The sequence below is a fragment of the Streptomyces sp. NBC_00377 genome, assembly GCF_036075115.1.
In the GTDB taxonomy this organism is placed as follows: Bacteria; Actinomycetota; Actinomycetes; order Streptomycetales; family Streptomycetaceae; genus Streptomyces.
Genome location: NZ_CP107958.1, coordinates 7716871 through 7736830, shown reverse-complemented (window position 1 = coordinate 7736830; position 19960 = coordinate 7716871). Strand labels below are relative to the sequence as shown.

Annotated in this window: 18 protein-coding genes; 13 read left to right on the top strand and 5 right to left on the bottom strand. The window is 72.3% G+C overall.

The annotated features are described in order from the left end of the window. The first annotated feature begins 64 nt into the window (after positions 1-64). Positions 65-625: a hypothetical protein gene (locus tag OHS71_RS34430; protein ID WP_328483215.1), complete on the top strand. Its 561-nt coding sequence runs from the start codon at positions 65-67 to the stop codon at positions 623-625. On the opposite strand, the gene OHS71_RS34425 is transcribed toward OHS71_RS34430, so the two are convergent. Further along, on the bottom strand, positions 620-1366 hold the full coding sequence (locus OHS71_RS34425; protein ID WP_328483214.1) for a DNA alkylation repair protein: 747 nt from the start codon (positions 1364-1366) through the stop codon (positions 620-622). The two genes, OHS71_RS34430 and OHS71_RS34425, sit on opposite strands and share 6 nt — an antisense overlap. A 49-nt stretch (positions 1367-1415) precedes the next feature. On the opposite strand from OHS71_RS34425, the gene OHS71_RS34420 reads away from it, so the two are divergent. Then, entirely contained in the window at positions 1416-2237 is an 822-nt protein-coding gene (locus OHS71_RS34420; protein WP_328483213.1) for a TVP38/TMEM64 family protein, read from the top strand. A 39-nt stretch (positions 2238-2276) separates the two neighbouring features. Here the strand turns inward: OHS71_RS34420 and OHS71_RS34415 are convergent, their stop codons facing one another. After that, the gene (locus OHS71_RS34415; protein ID WP_328483212.1) at positions 2277-3446 is read right to left on the bottom strand and encodes a thiolase family protein; all 1170 of its coding nucleotides are present in this window, start codon (positions 3444-3446) and stop codon (positions 2277-2279) included. A gap of 135 nt (positions 3447-3581) precedes the next feature. On the opposite strand from OHS71_RS34415, the gene OHS71_RS34410 reads away from it, so the two are divergent. The 6 genes from OHS71_RS34410 (at position 3582) to OHS71_RS34385 (ending at position 12115) form a co-directional block, all read left to right on the top strand. After that, positions 3582-4052: a winged helix-turn-helix transcriptional regulator gene (locus OHS71_RS34410; protein ID WP_328483211.1), complete on the top strand. Its 471-nt coding sequence runs from the start codon at positions 3582-3584 to the stop codon at positions 4050-4052. Positions 4053-4298: 246 nt separating this feature from the next. After that, positions 4299-6356, top strand: a complete 2058-nt coding sequence (locus OHS71_RS34405) for an outer membrane protein assembly factor BamB family protein (protein ID WP_328483210.1) — start codon at positions 4299-4301, stop codon at positions 6354-6356. Between the two features lie 101 nt (positions 6357-6457). Next, positions 6458-8812: an outer membrane protein assembly factor BamB family protein gene (locus OHS71_RS34400; protein ID WP_328483209.1), complete on the top strand. Its 2355-nt coding sequence runs from the start codon at positions 6458-6460 to the stop codon at positions 8810-8812. A gap of 99 nt (positions 8813-8911) precedes the next feature. Then, positions 8912-9763: a vWA domain-containing protein gene (locus OHS71_RS34395; RefSeq protein WP_328483208.1), complete on the top strand. Its 852-nt coding sequence runs from the start codon at positions 8912-8914 to the stop codon at positions 9761-9763. After that, a complete protein-coding gene (locus OHS71_RS34390) occupies positions 9760-10641 on the top strand; it encodes a hypothetical protein (protein ID WP_328483207.1) in 882 nt (293 codons plus the stop codon). Before OHS71_RS34395 ends, OHS71_RS34390 begins: the two co-directional genes overlap by 4 nt. Then, a complete protein-coding gene (locus OHS71_RS34385; protein ID WP_328483206.1) occupies positions 10628-12115 on the top strand; it encodes a hypothetical protein in 1488 nt (495 codons plus the stop codon). Before OHS71_RS34390 ends, OHS71_RS34385 begins: the two co-directional genes overlap by 14 nt. A gap of 121 nt (positions 12116-12236) precedes the next feature. Here the strand turns inward: OHS71_RS34385 and OHS71_RS34380 are convergent, their stop codons facing one another. The 3 genes from OHS71_RS34380 to OHS71_RS34370 are packed head-to-tail and all read right to left on the bottom strand — an operon-like array spanning position 12237 to position 15045. Continuing rightward, the gene (locus OHS71_RS34380) at positions 12237-12953 is read right to left on the bottom strand and encodes a cupin domain-containing protein (protein ID WP_328483205.1); all 717 of its coding nucleotides are present in this window, start codon (positions 12951-12953) and stop codon (positions 12237-12239) included. After that, positions 12947-13876 (bottom strand): PmoA family protein, encoded by a 930-nt coding sequence (locus OHS71_RS34375; protein WP_328483204.1) that lies wholly within the window; start codon positions 13874-13876, stop codon positions 12947-12949. Before OHS71_RS34375 ends, OHS71_RS34380 begins: the two co-directional genes overlap by 7 nt. Further along, positions 13873-15045, bottom strand: a complete 1173-nt coding sequence (locus OHS71_RS34370) for a Gfo/Idh/MocA family protein (protein WP_328483203.1) — start codon at positions 15043-15045, stop codon at positions 13873-13875. Before OHS71_RS34370 ends, OHS71_RS34375 begins: the two co-directional genes overlap by 4 nt. Before the next feature lie 508 nt (positions 15046-15553). Between OHS71_RS34370 and OHS71_RS34365 the strand changes: the two genes are divergently transcribed. The 5 genes from OHS71_RS34365 to OHS71_RS34345 all read left to right on the top strand — a co-directional run bounded on the left by OHS71_RS34365 (position 15554) and on the right by OHS71_RS34345 (position 19923). Beyond that, complete coding sequence (locus OHS71_RS34365) at positions 15554-16429, top strand: undecaprenyl-diphosphate phosphatase (protein ID WP_328483202.1); 876 nt, start codon at positions 15554-15556, stop codon at positions 16427-16429. A gap of 139 nt (positions 16430-16568) precedes the next feature. After that, positions 16569-16748, top strand: coding sequence for a hypothetical protein (locus tag OHS71_RS34360; protein ID WP_328483201.1), 180 nt, complete (start codon positions 16569-16571; stop codon positions 16746-16748). Positions 16749-16979: 231 nt separating this feature from the next. Continuing rightward, positions 16980-17930 carry a YhjD/YihY/BrkB family envelope integrity protein gene (locus OHS71_RS34355; protein WP_328483200.1) on the top strand — a complete coding sequence of 317 codons (951 nt, stop codon included), beginning with the start codon at positions 16980-16982 and terminating at the stop codon, positions 17928-17930. A 207-nt stretch (positions 17931-18137) separates the two neighbouring features. Further along, complete coding sequence (locus OHS71_RS34350; RefSeq protein ID WP_328483199.1) at positions 18138-18671, top strand: GNAT family N-acetyltransferase; 534 nt, start codon at positions 18138-18140, stop codon at positions 18669-18671. 421 nt (positions 18672-19092) lie between these two features. After that, entirely contained in the window at positions 19093-19923 is an 831-nt protein-coding gene (locus OHS71_RS34345) for a DUF6585 family protein (protein ID WP_328483198.1), read from the top strand. Positions 19924-19960: the final 37 nt, after the last annotated feature.

The window sequence follows — 19960 nt, the reverse complement described above, 5'->3', positions numbered from 1 at the left end:
ATCATCGCCGACGGTTCGTTCGGTGTCGAATGGTTTTCGCGGGATGGAGAGGGGTGCGGTCCTGATGACCGACATCGACGAGGGTGAGTCGTGGGAGCGGTGGTGGCGGCTGCTGCCGGAGGGCGTCCGTGAGCAGGTGGACGGGTTCGTCCTCCAGGACGCCTGGTTCCGGGCGGTCCGCGTCGCCTGGGAGGCGGGACGGGCCCACGGTCTCGACCTTCACGAGGCTCAGGTCGTGGTCCACGAACGCTATTCCCACCACGGTGACCGCATCGCCCGGACTCCCGACGACCCGTTGGACCTGGATTCGCTCACCGCCCGTGCGGCGGGGGCGCCGGGCCGGGTCGTGGCGGTCGAGGCCGTCTGGGACGGGGACACGGTCCACGACTGGTTCGTGACCCTGTACGCCGTCACCGCCGACCCCGACGGCGAGCAGGTCCTCGCCACCGTCTACCGGCGCGCGGCACAGCGGCTCCTCGCGGGCACGGATCCCTCCCTGAGCCATCCCTGCGCCGCCGTCGCCGACCAGGTGGGCAGGGCCCTGGCCGCAGGGCTGTCGGTGCCCTTCCACTTCGCGAGCCCGCACACCCCGGACGACGAGGCGCCCCGCCTGCGTCCCTCATGACCCGCCGGGCGGCGTCGCCGTGTCCCCGATGTTCCTCAGCGCCTCACGCACCGTCAGCGGCGCGAAGCGTCCCCGCTCGCGGGCGACGAAGGCGCTGACGGCCGCCGGGTCGGTCTTGGCGTACTCGCGCAGGGACCAGCCGATGGCCTTGCGGACGAAGAAGTCGGGGTGGCCCGACCGGCGCAGGCAGTAGGCGAACAGCCGGTCGGTGTCGGTGTGTTCCTTGTAACGGAGTTGGTGGAGCAGCGCGGTGCGGGCGACCCACAGGTTTTCGTCGACGATCCAGGCGTCCATGTCCGCGCGGAGCCGGGGGTCGGCCTCGACGAGCGCGCCGACCACGTGTGCGGCGAGCAGGTCGACCGTGTCCCACCACGAGACCGTGGTCACCAGCCGGCGTGCGACGGGCAGGAACGAGGACGAGAGGCGGGGCGCGTACCGGCGCAGATAGTCGACGGCGAAGTAGTGGTACTCCCGCTGCGGCAGCGCCCAGCAGCGCAGCGCGACCGCCGTGCAGTCGCCCTCGTCCGGACGGGCCGTTCCCGCCAGGACGGTGCGCGACAGGGCCCGCCGGGCGGGGGTGGGCAGGCCCAGGAACGGGGCGACGTCCTTCATGTACGCGCGCATGGCCGCCGCCCGGCCCGGGTCGGCCGCGGCGCCGTAGACGGTCGTCAGCCGCTCCAGCACAAGGTCGGCGAGAACGCTGTCCGGCACGCCGATCGTGTCCGCACCTGTGACCGTCATGAGACGAACCATACGGCGATCACACACGTGCGTCGGTTAGTGTCGCTGGATGCTCGATGCCACCACCCGCTCTGGGGGCACCGCCACGGCCCCTCCCCGGGCCACCGCCACGGAGCTCGTCGTCCCCGCGCTCGCTCCCGTGCCCCGCACCGTGCCCGTCACCGCGTCCGTCGCTTCGGCGGCCGTCGCGCCCGGCGGCTTCGCCGCGCGCTGCACGAGAGTGCTCCTCTCGCCCTGGTCGCGGTTCGCGCTGCTGGTCACGCTGCTCGCGGCGGCCGCGTCGAGCGTGCTGCTCTTCGAGCCGCAGAAACTCCTCGCGGACGGCTGGCCACCCCAGTTGGGCGGCGCCTCGGCGGCCGCGGTCTTCGCGTTGGCCTACGGCCTGTGCACCGTGGCGTTCGTTCCGCGACCGCTGCTGAACCTGGCCGCGGGCGCGCTGTTCGGCTCGCAGTGGGGCATCGCCGCGGCGCTGGCGGGCACGGTGCTGGGAGCCGGTATCAGCTTCGGGCTCGGCCGGCTCCTCGGGCAGGAGGCGCTGCGACCACTGCTGCGCGGCCGGCTGCTCAAGGCGGCGGACGGGCAGCTGAGCCGCCACGGCATGCGCTCGATGCTGGCGGCCCGTCTGTTCCCGGGGGTGCCGTTCTGGGCCGCGAACTACTGCGCCGCCGTCTCCCGCATGGGCTGGCTGTCCTTCCTGGTGGCGACGGCGCTGGGTTCGATCCCGAACACCGCCGCGTACGTCGTCGCCGGGGCCCGCGCCTCCTCGCCCACCTCGCCGGCCTTCCTGATCGCCATGGCCTGCATCGCCTTGCCGGCCCTGCTCGGCGCGGTGGTGGCCTGGCGCAAGCGCCACCATCTGCGCCGGCCGTAGCCGGCCGGCCCCTGGCTCCGCCGCCTGACGCCCGGGCCGCTACACGGACTCCAGGACCATCGCGTTCGCGAGCCCTCCCGCCTCGCACATCGTCTGGAGGGCGTAGCGGGCGCCGCGCTCCCGCATGGCGTGGACGAGGGTGGTGGTGAGCCGGGTGCCGCTGGCGCCGAGCGGGTGGCCCAGCGCGATCGCGCCGCCGTGCACGTTGACCTTGGCGAGGTCGGCCCCGGTCTCCTGCCGCCAGGCCAGGACGACGCTGGAGAATGCCTCGTTGACCTCGAAGAGGTCGATGTCGTCGAGCCGCAGCCCCGCCCGGTGCAGCACCTTCTCGGTCGCCGGGATCACGCCGGTCAGCATCAGCAGCGGATCAGAGCCGGTGACGGCGAAACTGTGCAGCCGGGCGAGCGGGCGCAGACCGAGGCGGGCGGCGGTCTCGGTGGAGGTGATCAGCACGGCCGAGGCGCCGTCGTTGACCGGGCTAGCGTTGCCCGCGGTGACGTTCCACTCGATCTGCGGGAAGCGCTCGGCGAAGGCCGGGTCGTAGTACGCGGGCTTGAGACCGGCGAGGATCCCGGGGGTGCTGCCGGGCCGTACGCACTCGTCGCGCGAGACGCCGTCCAGGGGCGCGACCTCGGCGTCGAAGAGGCCCTGTTCCCAGGCCGCGGCGGCTTTGTGGTGCGAGGAGACCGCGAAGGCGTCCATCTGCTCCCGCGTGATCGACCACTTGGCGGCGATGAGCTCGGAGCTGATGCCCTGCGGGACGAGTCCCTCCGGGTAGCGCTCGGCGACGCCGGGGCCGAAGGGGTCCTTGCCCGCCGGCACGTTGGACCACATCGGGACGCGGCTCATCGACTCGACACCGCAGGCGACGACGAGGTCGTAGGCGCCGGAGATGACGCCCTGGGCCGCGAAGTGCACGGCCTGCTGGGAGGAGCCGCACTGCCGGTCGACGGTGGTCGCGGGGACCGTTTCCGGGAAGCCCGCCGAGAGCAGCGCGTAGCGGGTGGTGTTCATGGCCTGTTCGCCGACCTGGTCGACGGTGCCGCCGATGACGTCGTCGATCAGTGCGGGATCGACGCCGGAGCGCTCGACGAGGCTGCGCAGGGTGTGGGCGAGGAGTTCGACGGGGTGGACGTGGGCGAGGGAGCCGTTCGGCTTGCCCTTGCCGATCGGGGTGCGTACGGCTTCGACGATGACTGCGTCACGCATCTGCGGGGCCTCCATGACGAGCACGGGCAGGAAGATTACCGGTGAGTAGGAAATCTGGACTCACCATAGCCCTGAGGGTTTGGAAATCCAACCCACCAGGGTTCACTTTTCCAACCCTCCCCTAGACTCGCGGCCATGGCCTCCCCCAAAGACCCGCGCCCCTGCTCGATCGCCGACACCCTCGCCCTCGTCGGCGAGAAGTACTCCCTGCTCGTCCTGCGGGAGACCTGCCTGGGCAACGGCCGCTTCGACCAGCTGGTGCGCAACATCGGCGCCCCGCGCGACATCCTGGCCGGCCGGCTGCGGCGCCTGGTCGACGCCGGCATCCTGACCAAGCGCGCGTACAGCGAGCGCCCGCAGCGCTTCGAGTACCGGCCCACGCCCGCGGGGCTCGAACTGGAGCCGGTCCTGATGACGCTCATGGCGTGGGGCGACCGCCACCTCCGCCGGGACGACGAGCGGCCCATGGTGATCGAGCACGTCTGCGGCAACGAGCTGACCCCCGAGGTCACCTGTTCCGCCTGCGGCGGCCGGGTCCGCCACGAGGACCTGAGGGCCCATCCGCAGACCCCGGGGTGGACCGTGACGGGCCCGTCGACCGCCTGAGGCCGCACACCTCGCACCCGCGGTCCTCGAACCCGCACACCTCGCACCCGCGGCCCTCGAACCTGCGGACCACAGACCGCAGTCGACCGGTTCGCAAGTCCGTTCAAGAGGGCGAATAAGCCCATTTGATGGATGGTGGATGATCGGGTGGTCTATCGTATCCGTTGCCCAACTTCCGTGTTTATCAGGGCCTTTGACGGAAACGACATGTACCTGTCGGCAGCGAGCACAGAGGCGGTTCCGGTCATGGCCACGTCTGCAGCCCCGAACGTCCTGCGGGCACTGGGCAACCAGGACCCGCGCCGGATCGGGGACTACCGCCTGCGGGCCGTGATCGGTCAGGGCGGAATGGGCCGCGTCTACCTGGGTGAGCTCGCGCGCGGCGGGCGGCCCGCCGCGATCAAGACGATCAAGGCCGACCACGTCCTGGACGCCGAGTTCCGCGAGAGGTTCACCCGTGAGGTCGCGGCGTGCCGGAAACTGGGCGGGCACTGCACGCCCGCGGTGCAGAACTACAGCCTCGACGGCCTCCGGCCCTGGCTCGCCATCGACTACGTCAAGGCGCCCACCCTGAAGGACCTGGTGAAGGAGTCCGGGCCGCTCCCCGTGCCCGCGGCCATGGCCCTCGTACGGGAACTGGCCCGGATCCTCGTCAGACTGCACGAACTGCGCCTGGTCCACCGTGATCTGAAGCCCTCGAACATCCTCGTCACCCCCGACGGACCCTGCATGATCGACTTCGGGCTGGTCCGGGACATCACCCTGCCGTCCGGCAGCCTCTCCACGCCGAGAGGCACAGTGGGATACGTGGCACCGGAGCAGGTCCGCAACCGGGGTGTCGGCGGAGCGACCGACGTGTACGCGCTCGGGGGCGTACTGGCCTTCGCCGTGACGGGCGAGGACCTCCCGCTGGGCGACAACGGGGTGATGGTCGCCCGCCGGCCGGACGGCTCACCGGACATCGCGCACCTGCCCGCCGTCGTCCGCGACCTCGTCGACGCCTGCATGGTCCAGGACGCCTCCGGCCGTATGGCCCCTGCCGCCCTGATGGACCGGGCCGATCGCCTTTCCCTGTCCGCGCAGGGCGTCGGCGGCGGCCGCGCGACAACCGGCCTGGGCGCTCTCGCCTGGCTTCCGGAGGGCGCCCAGGAGGTACTGCGGCGCTACGCGAACGTACTCGTGCCGCAGGCGCCCGCGGATCCGCCGGCCGGTCCGACGCCCTACCGGCGGCCGCACGCGAGACCCGCCCGGTCCGGGCCCGGACCCCTGTCCGGTGCACCGGCGGCGACCCGCATCGCGCCCCGCTGGTCGTACCGGCTGCCCGGGCGGACCTACTACGCCACGCCGCTGCCGCACCAGGGCCGCCTCCTGGTGGCCGCGCTCGACGGCACGGTGCGCGCGCTGGACTGCGCCGACGGCACACCCGTGTGGACCCGCGCGCTGGGCGCACGGGTCGAATGCACCCTGGCCGCGGCCGGCGAAACGGTGATCGTCCCCTGCGCCGACCGCGCCGTCTACGCCCTGGACCTCGCCTCGGGCGCCACACTGTGGCGGCACGGCACCGGCAACACCGCGCCCTCGGCGCCCTCGGCGACGGACTCCCTGATCTGTCTGGGCGACCGTGAGGGAAGGGTGACGGCGCTGGAGCCCGGGTCCGGCCGGTTACGGTGGCGGACGGGCGCGGGCAGCCGGGCCGTCCTCGGGGCGCCGGCCGTCCGCGAACCGACGGGCGTCGTCTACGCGGCGGCATGGGACCACCACCTGTACGCCTTCGACGCCGCCGACGGCACGCGGCTGTGGCGGTCGCCGACCGGCGGGGAGCTCCAGGGCGGGCCGGTGGTGGCGGGCGACACCGTCCTGGTGGGCAGTGGGGACCGCCATGTGTACGCCTTCGACGCCGCGAGCGGGAAGCAGAACTGGCGCTTTCGGACCGAGGGCCAGGTCGTCGCCTCCCCCGCCGTCCATGACGGGCTGGTGTGGGTGGGCTGTGCCGACGGCGGCGTCTACGCCCTGTCGTTGACCGACGCCAGGGTCGTCCACCGCTACCTGGTCGGCGCGGCGATCCGCGCGACGCCGACACCGCACGACCAGTGCGTCTACGTCGCGAGCCAGGACGGGGTGGTGCACGTCGTGCACAGCCGCACCGGGCACCGCCGGCGCTGGTTCGAGGCGGACAGCGCCGTGGACTCCGCGGTCGCCGTGGCGGACGGTCTGGTCTACGTGGGTTCGGCCGACGGCCGTGTACACGCCGTCGAGCTCGGGGCCGGCCGCACACGCACGCTCGTCCGGGAGTCGTGCCCATGAGGTTCGGACCGGGGCGCCGGACCAGGAAGGCAGAGCCGCCCGGATCGGGAACCGACCCGGCGCGCACGGCCCCGACGGCGCGCTACAGGCTGGGAACGCCGATGCGGCAAGGACTGCTCGGCGAGACCTTCAAAGGACTCACGGACGACGGGAGCCCCGTGGCGCTCACACGGCTCACCCCGCACTGGACGGTCGATCCGACGGGCCCGGTCCGCCTGGAACAGGCGGCCGCCCACGCCCGCGACGCCCGGGTGCCCGGAGCCGTCGCCGTGCGCGGTGTCCTGCGGCCCGGTGACCTCGGCGGCGGCTTCTGTGTGGTGACGGACCTCGTGGCCGCACCCACGCTGGACACGCTGGAGCGGCACACCGGCCGGCTGCCCGTGCCGGTCGTCCTGTGGCTGGCCCAGTCCGTCGCGACCGTGCTGCGGGCACTGGCGGAGGACGGCCGCAGCCATGGCGCGCTCGACCCCACCACGATCCTCTGCACCGCAAGCGGGCCGCTGCTGGCCGACCACTCCCTGGTCGGACCGCTGAGCCGGACCGCCCGGAAACGCAGACACAGCGAGGTCACGCCGAGTCATCCGCGGTTCGGCACCCTCTATCTGGCGCCCGAGAGCATCGTCCGCGACGAATGGGGCGGCACCGCGTCCGACGTGTACGCACTCGGCATGGTCCTGAAGAACATCGTCGGCGGAACTCCCGGCCCCGGCGGCAAAGCTCTCCGCAGCCTCGTCGAGGAGTGCACCCGCCATCAGCCCTGGCGCAGGCCGTCGCCCCAGCAGGTCGCGCACCGGGCCTCGAAGGGGCTTCGCAGGACCGGTCTCAAGCCCGGTGCGGCACTCGCGCAGTGGACGAGCCGGTTGGTCAGGGCGACGGCCGCCGGAGACACCCGCTTCCCCACCGGCGGCACCGTCACCACTTTCGGCGCCGCACGCAAAGCGTCCGACGCCACGGACCCGGGTGACCCGCCCGCAACGGACCTGACAGCTCCGCCCGCGCCGGACGCCACGCCGAGCGGGCGACCACACCCGTCCGGCGTACTGCCGCCACATCCGGCCGACGTACCGCAGGCCGACGAGCCGCAGGTCTGCGAGCCGCAACCCGTCGGACAGGGTCACGGCGAGTTGCCCATGACCGCCCAGACCCCGTCCACCGCCCTCGTAGCGGTGCCGGTGCCGACGGAGGACGCGTCGGCCGTCGTCGACCACGGCGTCGAGGCACCGCCCCGCCCCGAAGACCGGCCCGACGTCACCCCGGCGCCCGACGAGCCGGTGCCGGGCGCGGAGCTGCCGGCGGCGGTCGCGGCCGCCCGCGCCGACGACCACGCCGTCGAGCAGCGGCAGCAGACCGTGACCCCGGCCGCCGATCCATCCCGGCCGCCCCTGCCCGAGAGGGGCTGGACGACAGACCTCGGCTTCCTGCCCGACGCCCCGTCCGCGTACGCGCGCGGGGTGCTCTATGTCGCGGGTACCGACCGCGGCGAGGGCGTACTGCGCGCTGTGGAAGGCGGCAGCGGCGCCGGCCTGTGGGAGCTCCGGGTCGACGGCCCGTGCCAGGCAGCCCCGGTGCCGTACCGCGACGGCATCCTGCTGGCGGCACGGGACGGCCGGCTGTACAGCGTGGGAGCTGACGACGGCCGGGTGCAGTGGTCGGTGTCCATCGACGACCCGCTGGGATCCGCGCCCGCCGTGGTGGACGACCGGGTCTGGCTCGGCGGGGTCGACGGCACCCTCCAGACGGTCAGCCTCCGCGACGGGTCCCGGAACACGGTCGCCGTACCCGGTGTGCCCGCGGACGTAGTGGCCTCGGATGTCGTTGCGGGGCAGAGATGTCTGTGGATTCCCACCGTGACCGGGCTGCACCGGCTGGCCTGCGACGGCAGCGCCCTGTGGTCCCGGCCCGATCTCGGCGACCTCAACGGGTGCGGCCTGGCCCTGGCCGGAGGTCTGCTGTTCGGCAGCACCCCCGATGGTCTGGTGTACGCCTGCGACGCCGCGTCGGGAGAGGTGCGGTGGACCTGCCCGACCGGCGGGGCGGTGACCGGGCCACCGCTCGCCGCCGACGGCGCCCTGTACGTGAGCGGCTCGCGGGGCTCCGAAGGCATGGTCGCGGTCCATGACGCCGTATCAGGACACCTGCGGTCCGTCGTCGCACTGCCCACCGCCGTGACCACCGCGCCGGCCCCCGGCCCCGGGATGGTCTTCGTGGCCACCCGCGACCGGTGTCTGTGGGCCGTGACCGAGGGAAGCGGGCGCCCGCTGTGGTCCCGGCGCACCACGGGCCGGATCGGGCGCTGCGGTCCCCTCGCGGCCGACGGCCTGGTGTTCACCGGCTCGTCCGACTGCCACCTCTACGCCGTGGCCACACGCACAGGGGCCGGCGGGCCGCAGGGCGCCCTGCGCATCGACCCGGAGATAGACGCGGCGCTCACCGTCCTCTTCAACCGCGCCGACTGAGGCCTCGAAAGAAGACCGCGCGCGGCAGGCGCCGTACCACCCGACCGCACACCCGACCCACTTACCACCACACATATGCACCGAGCGGAAAGAGACAGCATGCCGTACGAGGCGGAGATCAACAGCGCTCACCCGACGTACGTGGTCCTGCTCATAGACCAGTCGGGTTCCATGGACGCGCCCTTCTTCGGGGGCACCCGCCCCAAGTCCGAGGAGGTCGCCGACGCCCTGAACCGGCTGATCTTCGAACTCGTGCAGCGGGCCAGCCCGAGCACCCAGTCGAAGGTCAAGAACTACTACGACATCTCGATCATCGGCTACGACGACACCGTGCGCTCACTGTTCTGCGGCCCGCTCGCGGACAAGGACATCGTGACCATCAGCGAGTTGCGCGACAACCCGGCCCGGATCGAGGAACGGACGCAGACCCGTCCCGACGGGGCCGGGGGCGTGATCGACGTGCCGGTGAGGTTCCCGGTGTGGGTGGAGACGGCCGCCGGCGGCCGGACCGACATGACGGCCGCACTGGACTACGCCCACGACCTGCTGACGGAGTGGGTGGACCAGCATCCCCGCAGCTTCCCGCCCATCGTCGTCAATCTGACGGACGGTCTGGCCACCGGGGAGTCGCCGGTGGAACCGGCCGAGCGGGTGCGTTCGCTCGCGACCAGGGACGGGCAGGTACTCCTCTTCAACGCGCACGTGACCTCGCTGCCGCTCGATCCCATGCTGTATCCGCAGACCCCCGACGACTTGCCGCCCGAGGGCAGGCTGCTGTTCTCGATGTCCAGCGAACTGCCGGACAGCATGCGGGAGACCGCGGGAGCACTGCACGTCCCGGTGCGGTACGGCAGCCGGGGTCTGGTGTTCAACGGCAACGCCGTCGACGTCGTCAAACTGTTGGACATCGGCACCCGCCATGTCGCGCCGGCGCCCGAAACGGCGCGGTGACCTGGCACGTCACCGTCCGGCGTCTGCACAAGGCGGGCAACGCGCCGGACGAGTACGAGGACGCCGCCCACACCACCGCACAGGGCGCCCGCTCGGAGCCGGCCGGCGTCGGCGCACGCACCGAACGTCTCGCGGTCGCCGACGGCGCCACCGAGTCCGCGCTGTCGGGGGAATGGGCACGGATGCTCGCCCAGGAGCTCTGCGAGTGTCCGTTGCGCACGCTGTCGGACCCGCACGCGTTCCGCGCCGTGGTGACCTCGCTCGCCGACCGATGGCCCGCCTGGCTGCGCTCCTACGTCCGGGGGCTGGGCCGTCCGCTGCACTACTGGGAGCCGCGCCTGCTGACGGACGGCGCGGCCGCGACCGTGCTGGCGGTCGCCCTGGCGTCGGTGCCCGGGGACGGCGGACCGCCGGACTCCTGGACCTGGCAGGCGGCGGCCGTCGGGGACTGCGAGCTGTTCCAGGTGCGCGACGGCCTCCTGGTCACGGCGTTCCCGCTGACCACCGGTGAGGCGTTCGGCAGGACTCCGGCCCTGGTCCACAGTCTGGAGGCCCTCGGCCCGGGTGGCGCCGAGCGGGTCACCCGGGCGCAGGGCCTTGCGTTGCCGGGTGACGTCCTGCTCCTGGCGAGTGACGCGCTGGCGGCCTGGGCGCTGTTCGCCCACGAGGCGGGCACGCCCCCCTGGGACACGCTGACGAGGACGGCCCGGGGCGCCGGCACGCAGTTCCCGCAGCTGATCGCACAGTTGCGTGCGGACGGTGTGCTGCGCAACGACGACGTGACCCTCGTGGCCGCCGTCCTCGGGGGTGAACCCGGGGACCCCGACACCAGAGACCTCCGCGACACCAGGGAGAAGGCAGACGATGACCACCCCTGATCCCTCCTGCTTCGACCGCTTTCCCACGCTCGGCGACTACAGCACCGCCCTCCAGCACCCACGGTTGTGCTTTTCCGACGACGCCGACCTCCGGACGGCGCGGGTGACGGGTGACACCCTGCTGGGGCCGATCGCGAGCAGCGGCAACTTCGGCGGTGTCTACCACCTGGTCGCCGAGGACGGACAGCACGAGTGGGGCGTCAAGTGCTTCACCCGGGCCTCGGACATCCGGCCGGAGCGCTACCGCAGCATCTGCGCGAGGCTCGCCGGCGTGGATCCCGACACCGATCGCTGGTATGTACCGCTCCAGTTCCTGCCGGAGGGGATCCAGGTCGGCGAGCACCGCTGGCCGGTCACCAAGATGACGTGGATCCGCGCCCCCGGGCTGATCGACTGGATCGACCGCAACGTGCGCAATGGCACCTACCTGCGCAAGCTGGCCGGCGATTTCACCGATGTGGTGTTGCGCCTGGAGGAACTCGGCATCGCCCACGGCGACCTCCAGCACGGCAACGTCCTGGTCTCCGCCGGTCGGCGGGTGCGGCTCGTGGACTACGACGCCATGTACGTGCCCGACCTGGCAGCCGCCACCAGGCCCGAGGGGGGCCACCGCCACTACCAGCACCCGCGGGCGGCGACCCTGTTCGGGCCGCGGATGGACCGGTTCCCCGCCCGTGTCATCCAGCTCAGCCTTCTCGCGCTGGCCCACGACCCGGATCTGTGGACCGACCTGCGGGAACAGGAGGACGAGCGGCTGCTGCTGGGCATGGGCGACTTCGCCGAGCCCGCCACCTCCGAGGCGTTCGACGTCCTGTCGCAGTGTTCCGACGGCCGGGTCCGGGACATCGCCGCCCGACTGCTCAAGGACCTCGACTCCGACCCGGACGACATCCCGCCGCTGGAGCGGCTGCGGCCCGCCGCGCAGCCGGCCGTCCGCGCCCCGGCCGTCCGGACCGTGCCCGTGGCCACACCCACACCCACACCGCCGCCCGCAGCGCCCTCGCCGCCCGCAGCACCGTCGCCGTCCGGGCCGCCTCCGTCGTCCCCGCCGCCTCGGGCCCCCGGGACGGAAGCGGCGGGCGGGGCGCGGGACGAGAAACGGGTCACCACCACGAACGGCACCGGCGGTCCTCCGCCTCCCCGCACCAGCGCCCCCCGGCCCGAGCGCCGGCCCGCCGCCCCGCCCTCGCCGTCCGGCACCGCCGGCAGGGCATCCGGTCGTCCGAGGTCCGCACACCTGCGTCGGCAGGCCGCCGAGCAGGCCCGTCGGATGATCGCCGACAAGAAGGCCGCCGAGCGGACCGCCCGCCGGCAGAAGGTGACCCTCGTCCTCGCCTCCGTCATCGCGTTCGTCATGACGGTCCTCGTGGTGATCGGTGTCTTCGCACCCGACGCGGTACCGGAAAGAGTCTGCACGTCCGTGCCCCTCGCCTGCGCCCGCGCCGCCTCCCCCACTCCGTCCGGCACCCCTTGACCCGTGTCCGAGCCCCCGGGGGCCATTGCGGTGGCGAAGCCGCAGCGGTATCACCGCAACCACGCGAGCGCGGCAGCCGACGACCGCATCAGCCGGTCCACCGCGCGGTGACGACCCGGCGCTACGGCAGCGCGTACACGTCCAGCCACCCGCACATCCCGAACTTCCCCTCGACGGAGGGCTGTTCGGCCCGAACGGCCGCCTCGGCCAGGTAGGAGACATCGCCGTCCGAGAGCCGGTCGAGCTGATCCTCCGTGGCCTGCGCGGCCGCCCGCGCACCACGGAGCCAGCGCTCACGCCACTCCGCGAGCCGGGGCCGCACCAGCGCGGCGGCGGACCTGTGGAAGGCGGCGAGGGCCGCCGGGTCGTCCGCCGCCTCGCGCAGCGCCCGGTAGCCCTCCAGCGCAAGGTCGCGCCGGGCGCGGGCGATCCGGGCCTGCTCCTCCCGCGGGGCGCCCGCCGGGATCACGGTCGCGGCGGCGTACGTCCCTGGGTCGGCGAGGTACTCCGGCGGCAGGGTGAGGACCGCGTCACCGGCCTCCGGCAACCCGCTGTTCTGCATCAGGACGGTGATGCTCAGGTCGCCCTCGTCGACCAGCCGGTGGATGGTGCCGGGCGTGAACCAGGCGACCGTACCGGGCTCCAGGGGCGTGACCTCGTGACCGGATGCCGTCAGGGTGTGCACCGCGCCCCGCCCGCCCGTGACCACGTACCCCTCCGAACACGTCAGGTGCATGTGGGGGGTTCCGCCGCGCAGGCCGTCCGCCGCGGGCCAGTCGTAGACACGCAGCCGCGAGACGGCGGTACCGCCGGGCAGTCCCCCGTACCCGTTCACCACGGATGCGCCTCCAGATACTCGGCGATCCCCTCCCGCTCCCAGGCGCCGTCGGCCACCACGACGCGGTAGCGGCGGGTGAGCGTGTCCCCGGGAGCGAGCTCGAGTTCGTCGAAGTACGCCCAGGACGGGGCGATGCCCGCGAAGGGCTCGTTGCGGACGAACCAGTGGGCGGGGTGGGTCCCCCGGGCGCCCGAGTGATCGTTCTCGGGGGCGTGCGCGAAGACGACGGTGGCGTGACCGTCGGCGCCGTCGTGTTCACCGGAAAGGGCGAGCCAGGGGCTCTGCGAGGCCATCAGGTCGGGGCCCTCGCCCTCGGGTCCGATGATCCGGCCGTCCCGGAAGGCGCGCGGGCCGCGCCAGAACAGACCCGTGTAGCCGGCCAGTTCCCGCCCTGCCGTGGTCGGGCTGCCGAAGCGCAGCGGCTCCTCGCGCCGGTTGGTGACGGCGCTGGTCCAGGTGAGCGCCCAGGAACCGGAGTCATGGTCGACGTCGTGCACCTCGACCCGGCGGGCCTCCTCGGCCCAGAGTTCACCGCTGTACGGATGCCAGGTCAGCCGCTCGGCGATGACGGCCCGGCCGTCGTCGGCGGACACCTCGTCGAAGCCGACGTGGGCCATCGACCCCACGCGCTCGGGGAGTTCGAGATACCCCTCGCCGTGCACGTAGGAGTTGCCGCCCCAGAGATTGGCGCCCGAGAGGTGCGAGGCGGTGAGCGACAGCCCCTTGTGCCAGCGGTGGTCGTTGGGCCGGTAGTCGGTGACGACGTCACCGGCGAGGGTCCGCAGCGGGTGGATGTAGGGCCTCGGCGCCTCCCAGGCGGCCTCCGGCCGGTAGACGTAGGCGAGCAGCTCGACGCCGGTGACCGGGTCGGTCACCGTGACACGGTCACCGTGTGCGTGGACGAGACGCAGGTCGCCGCTCACGCGGGCACCTCTGCCCTCGCCGTGGCCGTCTCGGCGACGGGGGCCCAGCCGGGGGCGCCACCGTGCATGGCCGTGTAGTACGGGTCGCCCGGCCCGATCTCGCCCCGCTTCACCGTGGTGTCGGTGAACGCCGACTTGTACAGCGCGCCGATCAGCTCCAGGCTGGTGCGCCCGTCCGCGCCGCTGCTGCGCGGCCGCCGGCCGGCGCGCATGCTCGCGACCAGCTCGCGCAGCTGCGCGAGGTGCGAGCTCGGGACGTCCGTACCGAAGTCCTGCCAGAGGGCCGCCCGGTCGCTCGGGACGTCCGGGGCGGGGGTGATGCGCCAGTCGGCGTTGGAGTGGCCGTAGAGGTGGGTGAGTTCGACGGTGGCACGCTCGCAGTCGATACGGATGCGGCTGACCTCGTCGGGGCTCAGCACACTGTTGACGACCGTCGCCATGGCCCCGCTCTCGAAGCGGAGCAGGGCGGTGGACACGTCCTCGGTCTCCACGTCGTGCACGAGCCGTCCGGCCATCGCGCGCACCTCGCTCCACGGGCCGAGGAGGTCGAGCAGCAGGTCCATCTGGTGGATGCCGTGTCCCATGGCCGGACCGCCGCCCTCCGTCTGCCAGCGACCGCGCCAGGGCACGGCGTAGTAGGCGGTGTCGCGGTACCAGGTGGTCTGGCAGTGGGCGACGAGCGGCCGCCCGAGGGCCTGCTCGGCGAGCAGCCGCCGCACGTGCCGCGTCCCGGATCCGAAGCGGTGCTGGAAGACGATCGAGGAGTACGGCCCGGCCGCCTCGCCCTCCTCCGCCGCCACGGCGTCGTAGTCCGCGAGGGTCGGCACCGGCGGCTTCTCGCACCACACCCAGGCACCGGCCCGCAGCGCGGCCACGCTCTGCTCCCGGTGCAGGGTCGGCGGGGTGCAGATGGTCACGAGGTCGGGGCGCTGCTCGGCGAGCATCCGCTCCAGATCGGTGTACGCGTGCGCGACCCCGTTCTCCGCGCAGAAGGCCTCGACGGCGGTGGCATCGATGTCAACGGCCGCGACGACCTCCGTCTCGCCCTCGGCGGCGAGCTGCTGGAGGGCGGGCAGATGGGAGCCGCGTCCGATGGCGCCGATGCCGACGACGGCGGCCCGGACACGCCGGCCGGCGAGCGCATCGGGCAGCGGAGTGGATGGGGGCATGGGCGTGATCAGCACTCCTCCGACGTACGGCCGAACGACCGGGCGGGCCAGCAACCGAGGGGAGGCGTGCGGTACCTGCGCACAGCAAGCGCTTTCCCTTCGGCAGCAACGTATGCGCCGGTCGGGCGGCCGGTCAACCACGGGGCACCCGGGATGATCCGTGCGCCCACCGCGGGCGCGACACCGCACGGAGACCACGAACCCTCGACGCGACGCCCGCGGCGCTGCCCGGCACGCCATGACCGCGCCGCCCGGGAGGACCGCGGCACGCCTGCCGGTGCGTGCCCTGCGCCGCCCGGCGGGAGGCGCAGGGGACGGTGCACCGGAGGCCCCGGCCCGGGAGGGGCCGCGAGAGTCGGCGCGGGTGCCTGCGAAACCCCTGTGGCGGGCCTGTCACCGGAGCCCGCTACGCTTCCCTCGGCACACACCTGATCACCTGATCATCGCGCGCGACGGGCCTGCCGTCGCCGGCGCCCCTCTCCGATCGGCACTTGGACTCCGTAACCTCATGTCTTGGTTTGAATCCCTCATCCTCGGACTCGTCCAGGGGCTGACCGAGTTCCTCCCCGTCTCCTCCAGCGCGCATCTGCGGCTGACCGCGGCGTTCTCCGGCTGGAAGGACCCCGGCGCGGCCTTCACGGCGATCACACAGATCGGCACGGAGGCCGCGGTGCTGATCTACTTCCGCAAGGACATCGGCCGGATCATCTCGGCCTGGAGCCGATCGCTGTTCGACAAGACGCTGCGCAAGGACCACGACGCCCAGATGGGCTGGCTGGTGATCGTCGGCTCCATTCCGATCGGCCTGCTGGGCGTGACGCTCAAGGACCAGATCGAGGGCCCCTTCCGCGACCTGCGGATCACGGCCACGATGCTCGTCGTCGTCGGCATCGTGATCGGCATCGCCGACCGGCTGGCGGCCCGTGACGAGACGGGCGGGAAGCACCGCGCGCCCAAGCAGCGCAAGACCCTGGAGAACCTGGGCGTCAAGGACGGTCTGATCTTCGGCCTCTGCCAGGCCTGCGCGCTCATCCCCGGCGTCTCCCGTTCCGGCGCCACCATCAGCGGCGGCCTGTTCATGGGGTACAAGCGTGAGGCCGCGGCCCGTTACTCCTTCCTCCTGGCCATCCCGGCCGTACTGGCCTCCGGTGTCTTCGAGTTGAAGGACGCGGTGGAGGGCGGCCATGTGGCGTGGGGTCCGACGATGTTCGCGACGCTGATCGCCTTCGGCTCCGGATACGCGGTCATCGCGTGGTTCATGAAGTTCATCAGCACCAAGTCCTTCATGCCGTTCGTCTACTACCGGGTGGTGCTCGGCATCGTCATCATCGCCCTGGTCGCGACGGGTTCACTGAGCCCGCACGCGGCGGAGTCGGCGGGCTGACCGCCCCGCACGGCCACGCCCCGCCCGCTGAACCCCCTTGGCGATCAACGGGGTTGATCGATCAACCGTGACCAACCCCATAGGTGTGGGAGTAGCCGTCCGGTAGCGCAGCGTCAGAGCTTCCGCCTAGGCTTGGCACATGTCCCCGAACTCTCTCCCCTCTGGTTCAGTGCGGTCTGCTGCCGAGTTGAATGAGCGGATCCGGGCCCTTTGGCAGCGTGCGGGCGGTTCGCTCTCCGCCCAGGAACGGGCGGAGTACGAGCTGCTGGTCGTGGAGTGGGCCACCGCGATCCGCGGCGAGGTCGTCGCGGCGGCCTGAGCCCCGCGCTGCCTGTTTCGACCTCTGCTTCGACCCACGCCGCCCACTTCGGACTCTTCTTCGGCCCGCGCTGCCCCTTTCGGCCCGCGTACCCGCCGTCCGGCCGACGCGCCGTGCGCTTCGGTCCGGGTACCGGCCGTCCGGCCGACGCGCCGTGCGCTTCCCGTGTCGTCCCGCCCGGGCCGCGCGACCGTCCGTTACGCTCGCGTCGCCGCAACGGTCACGATCGTCATGGAGGGCAGCACGGCGAGGATCAGGCGTGAGCGCCTCCTCAGAACACTGACGTTCTGGCTGCGTCCCGCCTTCGCCCTGCGCGTCGTCAACCGGTTCCAGAAGATCGTGGGCTTCGACCGGTCGATGGCCCTCGCGTCCAGCGCGCTGACGGCGCTGGTCCCGCTCTCCGTCCTCATCGGCGCCATCTCCGACAGTTTCGTGCACTACGACGCCGCAGAACGGATCATCAAGCGCTACCACCTCACCGGCGCCGGCGCCACGGCCGTCAGCTCCCTCTTCTCCCCGGCGGAGGGCAACACGGCGAGCGTGGGCATCTTCGGGGCCGTGTTCCTGATCATCTCGGTCCTCAGTTTCGCCCGGGCCGCGCAGCGGCTCGTCGAGCAGACGTGGGAACTGACTCCGCTCAGCGTGCGCAACACACGTAACGGCCTGTGGTGGATCCTCAGCCTCGGCGGCTACGCGCTGTGCACCGCCTTGCTCACCGCGTTCCTCGGGCGGGGCGACCTGGGACTGGTCGCCTCGGTGTGCGAGGTACCGGTGACCGCCGCGTTCCTCGTCTGGAGCGGCTGGATCCTGTCGGCGAAGCGGGTCGAGCGGCGGGACCTCTTGCCCTTCGGGATCACCGCCGCCGTCCTCACAGCGGCGTACTCGGTGGGTGCAGCCGTCTACCTGCCGCGTCTGTTCAACTCCTACGCAGAACGCTACGGGGTCGTCGGGGCGGTCTTCGCGATGATCTCCGCGCTGTTCGCGGGCATGCTCGTCATGGTCGGTTCGGCGGCGTTGGGGCGGGAAGTACGGGACGAACTCGACCGGATCCGACAGGGCCACCGCCCCTCCGACCACGAGGTCCGCCGCCAGTGGGACACCATGGTGGAGCAGACACGGTCGCGCTGGCGCACGGCCCGCAAGCAGATCTCCCGTCGTCCCGCCAAGGAGTCCGACCGCTGACGACAGGCGCCGCGAGGACCACGGTCCCTGTCCGCGAGGCCGAGCCCCGCGACCGTCGACGACCCGACCGCTCGGGGCTGCGGCCGCACGCGTGGGCCCGCGCGCGGAGCGGGTCGTCCGGCGAGCCCGCCCGTGAGGGCGACGGGCCATCGGAGCGGACGGGTGCCGATTACCGGTGGGGCTCCGACCACAGGCAGGATGGTGACCATGACCGAGATCCGCACCCCCCGACTCCTCCTCCGCCGCTGGCTCGACGACGACCTCGTGCCCATGGCCGACATCAACGCGGACCCCCAGGTCATGCGCTGGGTCGACGACGGCTCGGTCCTCGACCTGGAGCACACCGCGGAAGCCATCGAGAGGTGGGAGGAGGAGTGGGACGAGGAGGGCTTCGGTCTCTTCGCCGTCGAGTTGCTCGCCTCGGGCGAACTGGTCGGCTTCACGGGGCTGTCCCTGCCCGAGTTCCTGCCCGAGGTGCTGCCCTCGGTGGCCATCAGCTGGCGGCTCGGATCGCAGTTCTGGGGCCAGGGTTACGCCTCCGAGGCCGCCCAGGCGACGCTGGAGTTCGCGCTCCAGGACCGCGGCATCGACCGGGTCGTCAGCATCAACCGGATGGGGGACGACGCCTCCGAGAACGTCAGCCGCAAGCTCGGCATGACGCCGGAGCGCCAAACGGCACACCCCGTGTACGGCTTCCCGCTGCACGTCCACGCCATCGACCTCACCGAGTTCGTCGGCTGAACCGTCCGAACCCTGTGGCCGCCCGCGCCCCGGCCGATGCCGGCGGCGCAGCGCGGGACGCACGGACGGGGCCGCCCGGAAGCGCGTCGGCATCGGTAGGGGGGTCCTCGCCCGGGGCTGGCCCCTCGTGCTCGCGGCCGAGTCACCGCCGCAGAGGGGCCGGCCCTTCCTCTCGCACCGCGCAGGGCCTCTCGTCCGGCAACAGCGCGGTCGCGCGGTCGAGTTCGCCACGGTCCTGGAGCGGACCGCCCACGACGCCGAACGCATGGCTCGGCCGGGGGCGGGACCCGCACCGGCGGCCGACCGCCATCTACCTCTTTTCGGCCAGACCCCGTAGCATCCCCATCCCGACGCCCTCTCGGATCGTCAACTCGACTGTCTGGTAGGCCTGTTGAGGTGAAACATCACGACGGGAGTGACGATGACGGCGGCCCGAAACCTATGGGACGAGATCCCGGCGACCGTCCCGGGCGCGGCGGCGGAGCTGCGGCTCGGCGCCGGTCGATACGCCTTTCGCACACGGACCAGTGCGGTGTCCTGGTGGGGCGCGTTCATGCTCCTCCTGGTCACGGCGTTCTGCGTGATGATGGTCTTCGTCATCAGTGATGAGAGTGAGTGGACGAACGCGTTCCTCTTCATCATCCTCGGCACGTGCACCTTTCTCGGGGCCATCGCCGTGCCCCTGGTCGCACGGTTCAGACCGGTCGCATGGTGTGCCGTCTTCGAGCACGGCGTCGTGTACCAGTACGGTTCGCAGCCCCCGATCGCCGGGGCCTGGGACGAGATCACCGGATGCCAGCGACACTCGACGGACCTCGTACGCAACGGGGTGACCGTATCCACCACGCATTCCGCGTACGTCCAGCTGCCGGCCGGCAACTTCATGGTGTCGGGCGACACACTCGAGGCGCGGGACATCGGCGCCCTGATCGCGAACGGCTGGGTCTCGGCCCAGAACCGGATGGCGGAGGAGGACGCCACGTCCCGGCTGGCCGAACTCAGCCAGTTGCTGGAGACCGGCGGGCGAGTGGCGTTCGGGCCGTTCACGGTGAGCCTGGCAGGACTCGAGCACGGGGGCACCGCCCTGGACTGGAAGAGGATCAGCGAGGTCGAACTGATGGGATCGACCATCTGCGTGGTGGTCACCGATCAGCTCAAGCCGGTGCGGGAGCCGGTCTCCGAGGTGCCGGACGCCGTTCTGTTCCTCACCGTGTCGGACGCTCTGCGAAAGGCTGCGCGCCAGACCAGGTGAGTCGGATACCGCCCAGCCGACCGGTACCCGCCAGGAA

Bases quoted from the DNA above. Each gene is read 5' to 3' on its own strand.
- OHS71_RS34420 (WP_328483213.1), top strand. From the start codon at position 1,416: ATGCTCGATGCCACCACCCGCTCTGGGGGCACCGCCACGGCCCCTCCC.
- OHS71_RS34345 (WP_328483198.1), top strand. From the start codon at position 19,093: ATGACGGCGGCCCGAAACCTATGGGACGAGATCCCGGCGACCGTCCCG.
- OHS71_RS34370 (WP_328483203.1), bottom strand. From the start codon at position 15,045: ATGCCCCCATCCACTCCGCTGCCCGATGCGCTCGCCGGCCGGCGTGTC.
- OHS71_RS34365 (WP_328483202.1), top strand. From the start codon at position 15,554: ATGTCTTGGTTTGAATCCCTCATCCTCGGACTCGTCCAGGGGCTGACC.
- OHS71_RS34355 (WP_328483200.1), top strand. From the start codon at position 16,980: ATGGAGGGCAGCACGGCGAGGATCAGGCGTGAGCGCCTCCTCAGAACA.
- OHS71_RS34395 (WP_328483208.1), top strand. From the start codon at position 8,912: ATGCCGTACGAGGCGGAGATCAACAGCGCTCACCCGACGTACGTGGTC.
- OHS71_RS34410 (WP_328483211.1), top strand. From the start codon at position 3,582: ATGGCCTCCCCCAAAGACCCGCGCCCCTGCTCGATCGCCGACACCCTC.
- OHS71_RS34350 (WP_328483199.1), top strand. From the start codon at position 18,138: ATGACCGAGATCCGCACCCCCCGACTCCTCCTCCGCCGCTGGCTCGAC.
- OHS71_RS34405 (WP_328483210.1), top strand. From the start codon at position 4,299: ATGGCCACGTCTGCAGCCCCGAACGTCCTGCGGGCACTGGGCAACCAG.
- OHS71_RS34360 (WP_328483201.1), top strand. From the start codon at position 16,569: ATGTCCCCGAACTCTCTCCCCTCTGGTTCAGTGCGGTCTGCTGCCGAG.
- OHS71_RS34415 (WP_328483212.1), bottom strand. From the start codon at position 3,446: ATGCGTGACGCAGTCATCGTCGAAGCCGTACGCACCCCGATCGGCAAG.
- OHS71_RS34425 (WP_328483214.1), bottom strand. From the start codon at position 1,366: ATGACGGTCACAGGTGCGGACACGATCGGCGTGCCGGACAGCGTTCTC.
- OHS71_RS34400 (WP_328483209.1), top strand. From the start codon at position 6,458: ATGCGGCAAGGACTGCTCGGCGAGACCTTCAAAGGACTCACGGACGAC.
- OHS71_RS34385 (WP_328483206.1), top strand. From the start codon at position 10,628: ATGACCACCCCTGATCCCTCCTGCTTCGACCGCTTTCCCACGCTCGGC.
- OHS71_RS34430 (WP_328483215.1), top strand. From the start codon at position 65: ATGACCGACATCGACGAGGGTGAGTCGTGGGAGCGGTGGTGGCGGCTG.